Origin of the sequence: Kitasatospora sp. NPDC059408, from assembly GCF_042751525.1 — a bacterium.
Taxonomy (GTDB): Bacteria; Actinomycetota; Actinomycetes; order Streptomycetales; family Streptomycetaceae; genus Kitasatospora.
In genome coordinates this window covers 68,893-80,989 of sequence record NZ_JBHYWI010000015.1, presented here as the reverse complement: position 1 = coordinate 80,989, position 12,097 = coordinate 68,893, and the positions used below count along the sequence as shown (strand labels likewise).

Annotated in this window: 9 protein-coding genes; 6 read left to right on the top strand and 3 right to left on the bottom strand. The window is 71.6% G+C overall.

Going from position 1 to position 12,097, the window contains the following annotated elements; genetic code table 11:
- Positions 1–6: 6 nt before the first annotated feature.
- Complete coding sequence (locus tag ACFXDE_RS12910; RefSeq protein WP_380493628.1) at positions 7–1,461, bottom strand: serine hydrolase domain-containing protein; 1,455 nt, start codon at positions 1,459–1,461, stop codon at positions 7–9.
- A gap of 469 nt (positions 1,462–1,930) precedes the next feature.
- On the opposite strand from ACFXDE_RS12910, the gene tdh reads away from it, so the two are divergent.
- Positions 1,931–2,959, top strand: coding sequence for an L-threonine 3-dehydrogenase (gene tdh, locus ACFXDE_RS12905; RefSeq protein ID WP_380445828.1), 1,029 nt, complete (start codon positions 1,931–1,933; stop codon positions 2,957–2,959).
- Between the two features lie 112 nt (positions 2,960–3,071).
- Positions 3,072–4,265 carry a glycine C-acetyltransferase gene (locus ACFXDE_RS12900; RefSeq protein ID WP_380445827.1) on the top strand — a complete coding sequence of 398 codons (1,194 nt, stop codon included), beginning with the start codon at positions 3,072–3,074 and terminating at the stop codon, positions 4,263–4,265.
- Between the two features lie 155 nt (positions 4,266–4,420).
- Here the strand turns inward: ACFXDE_RS12900 and ACFXDE_RS12895 are convergent, their stop codons facing one another.
- On the bottom strand, positions 4,421–5,791 hold the full coding sequence (locus ACFXDE_RS12895) for a TolB family protein (RefSeq protein WP_380493625.1): 1,371 nt from the start codon (positions 5,789–5,791) through the stop codon (positions 4,421–4,423).
- A gap of 219 nt (positions 5,792–6,010) precedes the next feature.
- Here ACFXDE_RS12895 and ACFXDE_RS12890 point away from each other — a divergent pair, with 219 nt between their 5' ends.
- Both ACFXDE_RS12890 and ACFXDE_RS12885 read left to right on the top strand, forming a co-directional pair.
- Positions 6,011–6,922, top strand: a complete 912-nt coding sequence (locus tag ACFXDE_RS12890) for a LysR family transcriptional regulator (RefSeq protein WP_380493623.1) — start codon at positions 6,011–6,013, stop codon at positions 6,920–6,922.
- A gap of 232 nt (positions 6,923–7,154) precedes the next feature.
- Complete coding sequence (locus ACFXDE_RS12885; RefSeq protein ID WP_380493621.1) at positions 7,155–7,946, top strand: hypothetical protein; 792 nt, start codon at positions 7,155–7,157, stop codon at positions 7,944–7,946.
- Positions 7,947–8,159: 213 nt separating this feature from the next.
- Here the strand turns inward: ACFXDE_RS12885 and murJ are convergent, their stop codons facing one another.
- Positions 8,160–9,974, bottom strand: a complete 1,815-nt coding sequence (gene murJ / locus ACFXDE_RS12880; RefSeq protein ID WP_380493619.1) for a murein biosynthesis integral membrane protein MurJ — start codon at positions 9,972–9,974, stop codon at positions 8,160–8,162.
- Positions 9,975–10,416: 442 nt separating this feature from the next.
- Between murJ and ACFXDE_RS12875 the strand changes: the two genes are divergently transcribed.
- Positions 10,417–11,346 (top strand): Gfo/Idh/MocA family protein, encoded by a 930-nt coding sequence (locus tag ACFXDE_RS12875; protein ID WP_380493617.1) that lies wholly within the window; start codon positions 10,417–10,419, stop codon positions 11,344–11,346.
- A gap of 219 nt (positions 11,347–11,565) precedes the next feature.
- The gene (locus ACFXDE_RS12870; protein ID WP_380493615.1) at positions 11,566–12,084 is read left to right on the top strand and encodes an RICIN domain-containing protein; all 519 of its coding nucleotides are present in this window, start codon (positions 11,566–11,568) and stop codon (positions 12,082–12,084) included.
- Positions 12,085–12,097 lie beyond the last annotated feature (13 nt).

The following is a 12,097-nucleotide window of genomic DNA, read 5'->3' as shown; positions in this document are numbered from 1 at the left end:
ATGCGCTCAAGCCCGTACGGTGGAGGGCGAGTTGCCAGCCGGGAGCAACGGCGAGATCCCGGTGGACGCCGAACTCGACGCGGAGCCCGAGGCCGAACCCGAAGGCGACCCCGAAGCCGAGCCGGAGGCCGAGGTCGACGCCGGTGCCGACGGCGCGGCCGTCGACGGCGGGATCGAGTACACGTACTTCGGCGAGAGAATCTTGGTGATCTCGTTCGCGAACAGCGAGGACGGCTCCGAACCCTGGTACAGCACATCGGTGTTGAGCTGGAGCGCCAGCGTGCTCTGCGCCTGCGGCAGGTACACCGCGACGCTCTCGTAGCCCGGCAGCGAGCCGTTGTGCCCGATCCACCCGTTGTTCTTGAACAGCCCGAAGCCGTAACCGACGCCGGCGTCGCCGGTCGGCAGGGCCTTGAGGCGCTCGACCTGGGTGGCCGGCTTCACGAGCGTGCCGGTGGCCAGGGTCTTCGCCCAACTCTCCAGATCCGACACGGTGCTGACGATGGCGCCCGCCGTCCAGGCCCAGGACGGGTCCCAGTTCGTGGCGTCCGCGATCGCCCCGGTCGGCGTCTGCTCGGTGTAGCCGTGCGCGTACGGGGACGGGATGGACGTGCCCGAGGGAAAGCTGGTCTGGCTCAGCGAGGCCGGCGTGATCACCTGGTCCGTGATGAACTGCTCGGCCGGCTGCCCGCCGAGCTTCTCGACCAGCTTGCCCAGGATGATGTAGTTGCTGTTGTTGTACTGGAACTGCGTGCCGGGCGGGGAGACGGCCGGATGCTTGTACCCGTAGGCGAGCAGCTGGTCCGGGGTGAACACGTGGTTCGGGTCGTTGATCAGGGTGTTCACGAAGTCCGGGTCGGAGCTGTACGGGAACAGCCCGCTGCGCATCTCGCCGAGCTCGCGCACGGTGATCCCGTCGCCGCCGGGGACGCCGTCGACGTACTTGGAGATCGGGTCGTCCAGGCCCACCTTGCCCTGGTCGACCAGGCGCAGCACGGCGGTCGCCGTGAAGGTCTTGGTCTCGCTGCCGATCCGCAGGTGTAGCGAGGGGTCCATGGCCGTTCCGGCGGTCTTGTCGGCGACACCGAAGGACTTCAGGTACGTCCCGCCGGGGGTGATGATCCCGACGTTGATGCCGGGGACACCGGTCTGGGTCAGGACCCGCTGGACCGCCGCGTCGAGCTTGGCGGTGACGTCCGGGGTGAGCGCCACGACGCCGTTCGGGGACGTGCTGCCCGACGGGGAGGCGTAGGACGGGCTGAGCGCGGCCGGCTCGGCGGTGATCACCGGCTCCGCGGCCTGCTTCCCGGACGACGAGCCGGAGCAGGCCGCGGCGGAGAGCAGGCCGGTCAGCGCCAGTGCGGCGGCGCCCGCCCGGCGGACCGGGCTGGGCGTGGCGGTGCACCGGGGGACGGCTATGGACCGGGGAACGGCCGGGCGCGGCCGTCGGGTCTTGGTCATGGATCGAGGCGCCTCTCTGGGGCGAATCTCTGGGGCGGAGGGCCCCGGAGCCGCTGCTCCACGGGGCCGCACGGGAGCAGCGCCACCGTAAGCACCGCTGCCGACCGGCCGCGCGCGGGCCGACTTCCGGCTGATCCGAACGGGCCCGCCGTCAGCCGAGTGCCCCAATCCGGCTGGCGGCGCGCTGTCAAGTACCCCGTCCGGACGCCCGGTTGGTGTCGCCGTGGCGGCCGCACGCTCCGCCGAACGGGTGGCCGACGGCACGCCGCACCCGCGCCGGGGCCCAGCTCGGGCACGATCGTTTAGCCCAGCTGTGGCCGCCCTTAAGAATTCCTCGATGGACCGCACCCCTCCCCACCAGGCAGATTTCTGCCTGCCCGGAGGTGCGGTCGCCAGGAGCGGCCGCTGCGGGCCGCCTCGGCCTGCCCACGTCCGCAGGCGCCCACTCGCACGTCAGGAGCCGAAGCCCGTGAAGGCACTCGTCAAGCACAAGAGCGAGCCCGGACTCTGGCTGATGGACGTCCCGAAGCCGGAGATCGGCCCCGGCGAGGTGCTGATCAAGGTCCTGCGGACCGGCATCTGCGGCACGGACCTGCACATCCGCAAGTGGGACGGCTGGGCGCAGCAGACCATCAAGACCCCGATGGTGATCGGCCACGAGTTCGTCGGCGAGGTCGCCGAGATCGGCGCCGGCGTCGCGGACATCGCGGTCGGCGACCTGGTCAGCGGCGAGGGCCACCTGGTCTGCGGCAAGTGCCGCAACTGCCTGGCCGGCCGCCGCCACCTGTGCCGCAACACGATCGGCCTGGGCGTCAACCGCGACGGCGCGTTCGCCGAGTACGTCGCCCTGCCCGCCTCCAACGTCTGGGTGCACCGGGTGCCGGTCGACCTCGACGTGGCCGCGATCTTCGACCCGTTCGGCAACGCCGTGCACACCGCGCTGTCCTTCCCGCTGGTCGGCGAGGACGTGCTGGTCACCGGCGCCGGCCCGATCGGGATCATGGCCGCCGCCGTCGCCAAGCACGCCGGCGCGCGCAACGTGATGATCACCGACGTCTCCCCGTACCGCCTCGACCTGGCCCGAGAGGTCGGCGTGACGCTGGCGCTCAACGTCGCCGAGCACACCATCGAGGAGGGCCAGCAGAAGCTCGGCCTGCGCGAGGGCTTCGACGTCGGCCTGGAGATGTCCGGCCGCCCCGAGGCGATGCAGTCGATGATCGCCAACATGACCCACGGCGGGAAGATCGCCATGCTCGGCCTGCCCGCCGACGACTTCCCGGTCGACTGGGCCCGCGTCGTCACCTCGATGATCACCATCAAGGGCATCTACGGCCGCGAGATGTTCGAGACCTGGTACGCGATGTCCGTGCTGCTGGAGGGCGGCCTGGACCTCAGCCCGGTGATCACCGGCCGCTACGCCGCCGACGACTTCGAGGCCGCCTTCGACGACGCGGCCGGCGGGAACTGCGGCAAGATCATCCTCGACTGGACCGCCTGAGCCCGCCGGAGCGCGTCAGCCCCGCCGGACCGCCTGAGCACCGCCCCGCTCCGCCCGCCCGAGCACCGCCCGCCCGAGCACCCGCCCCGCCGAATCGACTAGGAGACCGTTCGTGTTCGACAACGTGCGCGCCGACATCGCCGCCACCCTCGACGAGATCCGCGAGGCCGGCCTGTTCAAGCCGGAGCGGGTGATCGGCTCTCCGCAGAGCGCCGCCGTCACCGTCACCGGCGGCGGCCGCCCCGGCGAGGTGCTCAACTTCTGCGCCAACAACTACCTCGGCCTGGCCGACCACCCCGAGGTGCTGGCCGCCGCCAAGGACGCGCTGGACCGCTGGGGCTACGGCATGGCCTCGGTGCGCTTCATCTGCGGCACGCAGGACGTCCACAAGGAGCTGGAGGACCGCCTCTCGGCGTTCCTCGGCCAGGAGGACACCATCCTGTACTCCTCCTGCTTCGACGCCAACGGCGGCGTCTTCGAGACCCTCCTCGACGCCAACGACGCCGTCATCTCCGACGCGCTCAACCACGCGAGCATCATCGACGGCATCCGGCTCAGCAAGGCCCGCCGCCACCGCTACGCCAACCGCGACATGGCCGACCTGGAGCAGCAGCTCAAGGAGACCCAGGACGCCCGCCGCCGCCTGATCGTCACCGACGGCGTCTTCTCGATGGACGGCTACGTCGCCCCGCTGCGCGAGATCTGCGACCTCGCCGACCGCTACGACGCGATGGTCATGGTCGACGACTCGCACGCCGTCGGCTTCGTCGGCGCCGGCGGCCGCGGCACCCCCGAGCTGCACGGCGTGATGGACCGCGTGGACATCATCACCGGCACCCTCGGCAAGGCCCTCGGCGGCGCCTCCGGCGGCTACGTCGCCGCCCGCCGCGAGATCGTCGCCCTGCTGCGCCAGCGCTCTCGCCCGTACCTGTTCTCCAACTCGCTCGCCCCGGTGATCGCGGCCGCCTCGCTCAAGGTGCTCGACCTGGTCGAGAACTCGAACGAGCTGCGCGAGCGGCTCGCGGCCAACACGGCGCTGTTCCGCACGAAGATGACCGAGGCCGGGTTCGAGATCCTGCCCGGCGACCACGCGATCGCCCCGGTGATGATCGGCGACGCGGCGAAGGCGGGCCGGCTCGCCGAGCTCCTGCTGGAGCGCGGCGTGTACGTGATCGGCTTCTCCTACCCGGTCGTGCCGCACGGCCAGGCCCGCATCCGGGTGCAGCTGTCGGCCGCGCACTCCACCGAGGACGTCGAGCGCGCCGTGGCGGCCTTCGTCGACGCGCGCGCCGCGCTCGGGGAGTAGTCCCCGGCACCCCTCAGCTGCCCGTGGCCGGTCCGCTCGGAACCGGACCGGCCACGGGCTCCAAGAACCAACTGCCCCACCCTCCCGCCCGGGAGGGGGAAGCCGTCCCCCCGCGGCTTCCCCCTCCCGTTCGCGGTTCCGGCGGCGGATCCGGGTCAGAAGCGGTGCAGGAACACGTCCGAGGCGTTGTTGGTGTCGCCCGGCACGAGCGTCCCGTCGAAGGCGCTGAACAGGACCTTGTCGCCGTCGGCGTCGATGAACGGCCCGTAGGACGAGCCGCCCTGGCTCACCGAGCCGTCCCCGGCGACGCTGACCACCTCGGTGCGCCCGGTCCGCAGGTCGCGGCGCAGGACGTTGCCGTTGTTGGCGGTCAGGCCGGGGACGAGGTTGTCCGCGTCCGAGCTGAACACGACGTAGCGGTCGTCCGCCGAGATGGCCGGCTCCTGCGAGGAACCGCGCGTGGTGGTGCCCGGCAGCGGCGCGCTGACCTTCGTCACCGTGCCCTCCCGCAGGTCGCGCAGGTAGACGTCCAGGTGGACGCCCGCGTGCGGCGGCAGGCCGCCCGGCTCCGGGAGGGAGTAGACGGCGTAGCGGCCGTCGGCGCTGATCACGCCGTCGTTGCCGGTCGGCTGGAGCGCGCCGGCGGGGTCCAGGCTGCCGCCGGTGAGTTTTCCGGTGCGCTGGTCGTAGACGTAGAAGGAGTACCAGCGGATGCCGGCGGCGAGCTCCGCCGTACCTGCCGGGGCATCCGATGCGGCCGGTGCGTCCGGCAGCAGGTTGCCCGCCGCCGAGGTGAAGCCGATGACGGCACCGTCCGCGCTGATCGACGGCCGGAAGGCGTTGTTGGAGCCGGTGCTGCCGTCCGGGCCGACGTCGAGCTGCCTGGTGGTGCCGGCGCGGCGGTCGGTGACGAAGACGTGCTCCTTGCCGCGCTTGGCGCCGGGCACCAGGTCGCTGCGGGAGGACGCGAACGCCACGTACCGGCCGTCGGCGCTGATCACCGGGTCGTGGGAGCCGCGGCCGGTCTGGTCCTGGGCGGGGTGCGGGTCGCCGGCCGTGATCAGCTCGGTGCGGCCGGCCCAGAGGTCGCGGACGTAGATGTTCTCGGCGTTGTTCGTCGCCTGCCCGGCGACCGCGTTGGTCGCGCCGGAGCTGAAGACGACGTACCGGCCGTTGGCGCTGAGCGAGGCCTGGGTAGTCGGTCCGTTCAGCTGGGAGCCGTCGTCGGCGACGCTCACCCGCTGTACGTGGCCGTTGCGCAGGTCGCGCAGGAACACGTCGTAGGCGTTGTTGGTGTCGCCCGGCACCAGGTTGGCGGCCGTGGACGAGAAGAGCGCGTAGCGGCCGTTCGCGCTCAGCCCGAGCGCGGTGGAGTCGCCGTTCGGCTGGGCGCCGTCGAGGCCGACGCTCACCCGGGCGGTGTCGCCCTTGGGCGGCCGGGCTTCGGCAGGCGCGGCGACGGCGGTGAGCACCGCCGCGGCGAGCACGGCGCCTCCGCCGCGCAGGAGCCAACGGTTCGTGGTCATGCGGGTTCCCTCCCGAGGTCACGAGCCGGCCGTCCTGAGTACCCCCACGGCCGGCCGGGATCGAGCCAACCGGGCTTCCGGCGGAAGGTCAACGTCCGAGCGTGAAGATTGGCGCAAAAACCGCCAACATCCTTGCCGCACAACGGAATCCGTGCGGCCGTCGACGAACTCCCGGCCGGCGCGGCCGGGATCACCCCGGCGCGCTGGCAGAATTGGGGTGTGATCGACGCACGACGGCTGCGGACCCTGCGGGCCGTGGCGGACCACCGCACCGTGACCGCGGCCGCGGCGGCCCTCTACCTGACCCCCTCCGCGGTCTCCCAGCAGCTGGCCGCCCTGGAGCAGGAGACCGGCCACCACCTGCTCGCCCGCGAGGGCCGGGGCGTGCGCCTCACCGCCGCCGGGGAGATCCTGCTCGGCCACGCCGACGCCGTCCTCGCCCAGCTCGAACGGGCCGAGGCCGACCTCGCCGCGTACAGCGCGGGTGTCGCGGGGGAGGTCACCGTCGCCTCCTTCGCGACCGGCATCGCGCTCGTCCTCGCCCCGGCGATCGGCCTGCTCGCCGACCGGGCCCCCGGGGTGAAGCTCAAGGTGCTGGACGCCGAGGGCGACGCCAGCCTCCCGATGGTCCTGGACGGGCGCGCGGACCTCGCGGTGGCTGTCGAGTACCGTGGCGCCCCGCGCGCCGACGACGCCCGGCTCACCCGCGTGCCGCTGTACGCCGAACCGTTCGAGGCCGTCCTGCCGCTCGGCCACCCGCTGGCCGCCGGCACCGGCCCGATCGCCGTCGCCGACCTCGCCGCCGAGCCCTGGATCGGGCCCTACCCCGGCAACCCCTGCCACGACGTCGTCCTGCTGGCCTGCGAGCACGCCGGCTTCCAGCCCCGCCTCGTCCACTCCTCGGACGACTTCCGGGCCGTCGTCGCCCTCGCCTCCGCCGGCGCGGGCGTGGCCCTGGTGCCGCGCTCGGCCCTGCGCGGCGTCGACCTCGGGCAGGTGGCCGTCCGCCCGGTGGACAGCGAGCTCGCCACCCGCCGCGTCTTCGCCGCCGTCCGCGCGGGCGCGGACGGGCACCCGCTGATCCGCCCGGTGCTGGAGGCCCTGGCCGAGGCGGGCACGACGACCGCCTGAGGTCGTGCCGAACTGCCGGGCCCGGGAGAACGAGCCGATCGGCACCGGGCTTCGGCATCAGCCCCAACATCTGGCGCAGTGAAGGCTTCCACAGCGCCAGCGGAGCCCGCCGGGCATTCACCTGCGCACATGGCCGGACATCGGTCTCACCCGTTCGGGCGGCGCGTGCGGCGGGTCAACCCGCCCGGGACATCCGGTGTCGTGAAGATCGCTTCAGGAGGTGGCCCCCGTCGTGATCGTCATCATCGTGGTCCTCGCCGCCGCGCTGTCGGCGTCGGTTGCTGCGAACCGGTACCTGCGCCCAAGGATGGTCACCGAGACCGACCAGGGGATGAAGGTCCAGGAACTGATCGGCCCCATGCAGACCCTGACCATCCTGCTGCTGGCGTTCGTCCTGGTCACCGCCTCCGCTTCGTACGCTCAGGCCGGCGACGCGGCCCGCCGCGAAGCCCACGAGCTGGCCCACCTGGCCGCCATGGCCACCTACGCCCCCGAGCCCCAGCAGAGCCAGCTGCTCCAGGACGTGGTTTGTTACGCCCGTACCGTACGGACGGCCGAATGGCCCGCCATGGCCGCCGTACGCAGCTCGGACGCCTCGGACCAGTGGAGCCACGCATTTCGCGGAGTGTTCCGGACACTGCGTACCGAGCAGGCGTTCGGGATGCTCGTCGCAGCCGACGACCAGCGCTCCCTCGCGCGAGAGGAACGGGTGGCGCAGGCCAGCCCCAGCGTCCCGGCTCCGATCTTCTGGTTCCTGCTGACCGTGCTCGCGATGACGGTGATCGCCCTGGGCATCGCCGTGCCACACCGGGACAACCGCGGGCAGCTCGCGGCGCTCGTCGCCATCACGGTCCTGCTGGGCGGCGCGCTCGTCATCATCCAGAACGTCGACCGGCCCTTCGACCGGCTCATCAACGTCCCACCCACAGCCATCCACACCGTCGAAACCCAGGTTCTGCACGACCTCCAAGCAGCCCACCCCGGGGCCGCGCTCCCGTGTGGTGCCGACGGGAACAGGGCCTGACTTACTGGCCAGGCGTGTCGTCGCATCGGGAGGGATCCGGCCGTGCCCGCTCCCGTCAGGCCGGGGTTGGATCGGCGCTGCGAGCCTGATGCAGGTGGTGTCACAGAAGCCACTAACTCGCTTTCTGGCTCTCTGGCTTTCTGGCTCTCTGGCCGCGCGGTCTTCTTGTCGACGATTCCCCGCAGATTCCGGACGCCCGCAGGAAGTGAGGACTCATCGGCGGTGTCTGCCCCGGCGTGCCGGAGCCGGGCAGGGGATGCGCAGCCTGCGGGCCAGCGGGGCGACCACGGAGTCGGCCCCGAGCGGGCGGGCCAGCACCAGCACCGAGGCGAGGACGGCCGCCGAGCCGAAGCCAAGTGACGTCATGGCGGCGATCGCCCCGCCGTCCAGCAGGTCGTCGAACCATCCGGCCAGGCAGTACCCGGCCAGCGCGCCGGGCGCGCCGGCGATCACCAGCGTCAGGTGGAGGCGGACGATCCCGCCGTCGTCCAGCCCGCTACGGGCCGGCGTGTATTGGGTGCCTGCTGGCGGAGAGCTGGTCCGGAGCGTCGCGGCCTCCTGGCGGAGTCGACGGTCCAGCGCCCTGCTGGTGATGGCGGCACCGGTCACCACGGCAAAGGTGTGCGCGACCGCCATGCCGACGATGATCCAGCGGCTGGGCAGCGTCAGGAAGGCGGCGGAGGAGAGCAGCACGTTGCTCCCCGCGGTCACCGTGGTGAGCCAAAAGGGGGTGCGGGCGTCGCCCATCGCGTAGAAGCCGCGGGCCAGTGTGTACTGGGCGCAGAAGGCCGGCAGGCCGAGCGCGAAGGCCGCCAGGGTCTGGGCGATCACCTCGGTGTCGGCGGTCGAGACGCCGCCGTGACCGTAGGCGAGGTCGGTGATCGGGCCCGCCAGGGCAAGGAGGCCCAGGGTCGCCGGGACGATGATCCCGGCCGTCGTCCGCAGGGTCCGGGCGAGTTCCCGGCCGACCTCGGTGAACCGGCCCGCCGTCGCCGAGCGGGACAGGCCCGGCAGGATCGCCGTCACCAGGGAGACCGAGACGATGCCCTGGGGGACAACGAAGAGCAGGTAGGCGTTGTTGTACGCGCTGTAGCCCAGACCGGCGGTCAGTCCGTTCCCGTGGGCCTTGGACAGCGCTCCGGTGGCCAGGTTCGTGATGGCCAGGAAGGACAACTGGGTGACCACAACCAGCAGAAGGGCCCACCCGGCCGCCCGCAACGGGCCGGCGAGGTCGGCGCCACGCCAGTCGAACCGTGGGCGGTAGCGGAAGCCGGAGGCGCGCAGCGAGGGCAGCAGCGCGAGCGCCTGGACCAGGATGCCGAAGGCGCTGCCCAGGCCGAGCAGCGCGGCTCCGCCGTCGGAGACGTCCTCCGCCGAACCCGCGTAGTCGTAGAGCACCAGGTAGAGGGTGAAGACGGCGATGACGACGGCGTTGTTGAGCACCGGTGCCCACATCATCGCCCCGAAGCGGTCGCGCGAGTTGAGCACCTGCCCCAGCAGCCCGAACAGCCCGTGGAAGAGGATCGCCGGGAGGCAGTACCTGGCCAGCGCGAGGGTGAGTTCGCGCTGCGCCGTGTCGCGCGGACCGTAACCGGTGTACGCGTCGACGATCGTCGGCGCACAGGTGAAGGCGAGCGCGGTGATCACGAGCAGCGCCGTCCCACAGGCCGTCAGCAGCCGGTTGGTGTACGCCACGCCGTGGTCGTCGTGCTGCTGGGCGGCCCGGACCAACTCCGGGACGAACACCGAGTTGAGGACGCCGCCGATCAGCATGATGAAGATCGTGTTCGGCAGCAGGGTCGCCACGGCGTAGCCGTCCCCGACCGCGGCGGTGCCGAGGGCGGCGGCGATCACCGCGGCCCGGACGAAACCGAGCGCGCGCGAGGTGAGCGAGCCGAGCGCCATGATCAGGCTGCCGCGGGATATCGGGTCGGCACACGGACCGGCCGGCTCGCCGGTCCTGGGCACGGTCAGCCCGTCGATCGCACCGGTCCCGCTGGTCGTGAAGGTGCGTTGCAGCGGATCCATCAATTCCCTCCCGCATTTCGAGATTGCACGGAGCCCATGCCGAAGGAAAACTAGGCATCGGAAAATCGACTTCGGTGAACTTCCGCACTCACGAAATTCGGCGAATCGGCGCGGTGGGCCGGACGGGCGGCGACCACCGGTCGGGACGGCCCGCCCGTCGGCCGTCGGGATCGACCTGCCGGGGGAGTTGGCGACTTCGTGCCGGTGCGCGAAGTGGAGCGTTGACCTTCCGGTGCACGGACGATTGGCTCGGCGTCGGGCCGGGTTCGTCGCCGGCCCTCACCGGCCGTCGCCGGCCGTCGCCTCGGGAGGAGCCGTGACGTCCGGACCGGCCGGCGAGGAGCCGGCGCCCGCCTCCGCCGTCGGTGACCCCGCCCCGTCCTGCCCCGGCTGGTTCGCGCATAGGCTGGGGCCGATGATCGTCCACCCGAACGGAGACCCCGTGAGCAGGCCCGACGCCCCCGAAAGCGCATTCCCCGTCGGCGTGGTCGGCCTCGGCGACATCGCGCAGAAGGCCTACCTGCCCGTCCTCACCGCGCTGCCCGGCCTCGACCTGCGCCTGATGACCCGCGACCGCGCCAAGCTCGACCGCATCGGCGACACCCACCGCATCGACCCCGCCCACCGCCACACCGACCTCGGCGAGCTGATCAAGGGCGGCATCCGCGCCGCCTTCGTGCACGCGGCCACCGACCAGCACGTCCCGATCGTCGAGGAGCTGCTCACCGCCGGCGTGGACGTCTACGTCGACAAGCCGCTCGACTACACCCTCGACGGCGCCCGCCGCCTCGTCGACCTCGCCGACCGCACCGGCCGTTCGCTCATGGTCGGCTTCAACCGCCGCCACGCCCCCGGCTACGTGCAGGCCCTGGAGCGCCCCCGCGACCTGATCGTCCTCCAGAAGAACCGCGAGGGCCTGCCCGAGGCAGCCCGGACCCTGGTGTACGACGACTTCATCCACGTCGTCGACACCCTGCGCTTCCTCGTCCCCGGCGAGGTCGAGCACGTGGACGTCCGGGCCCGTCGCGTCGACGGCCTGGTCGAGCACGTCGTCCTGACGCTCGCCGGCGACGGCTTCACAGCCCTCGGCATCATGAACCGTCGCAGCGGCTCGACCGAGGAGGTCCTCCAGGTCTCCGGCACCGACTCCAAGCGCGAGGTCCACAACCTCGCCGAGGTGATCGACCACCGCGGCCAGCCCACCACCCGCCGCCGCGGCGACTGGGTGTCGGTGGCCCGCCAGCGCGGCATCGAGCAGTGCGTCCTCGGCTTCCTCGACGCCGTCCGCGGAGGGAAGACGCTCGACGCCCACGACGCCCTGCGCACCCACGAGTTGTGCGAACTGATCGTGGAGCGCATCGAGGGCCCCTGAGCGGGTACCGGTCGACGGCTTCCTCGAACCCACCAGTCCCCATTGCGCCGGGTGCTGTGCAGAAAGCTTCGTCCGGCTACAGGACGTCCGACCGATTCTTCAGGACCTCCGCCCTCTGGGGCGCACTCACTGGCAAGCCTAGCCTTCATGATCATCGGCTGATGCGCCCGAACATCCGGGTTGCGGACGGCTTGTTGATTGACTTCAGAGGGAGATGTCTTGCGTTCCAAGGGAATCCTCGCCACGGGAACAATCGGCGCACTGGTCAGCGGCTTGCTGCTGGCAGGGGCTTCGACCGCATCGGCGGTCGAAGCCTCGTCCGGAAGTGGTTCACCGATCAAGAACGTCGGGTCCGCCATGTGCCTCGGCGTCAAGCCTGTTGGGTCCGAACCCGGTCGCCTCGTCCAGCAGTGGGACTGCAACAAGAAGCCTGATCAGAGCTGGACGTTCAAGGCCGTGGGGCAGGGGTACACGATCGAGAACGGTCACGGCCTGTGCCTCGGCATACAGGAAGGCAGCAAGAACAAGGGCGCCCCGGCGGTCCAGGCGAAGTGTGACGGCAGTAACGACCGGCACTGGAAGCTCAACTTCGTCCACGGCTCCAACTGGCAGCTCGTCAACAGCAACTCGGGCTACTGCCTGGGCATCCGGGAGGGCAGCAAGAACGAGGGGGCCGACGCCCTCCAGTGGGACTGCCTCGACATCCCCGATCAGCAGTGGAAGCTTCAGGTGGGCTGACAACCCCGGAGCC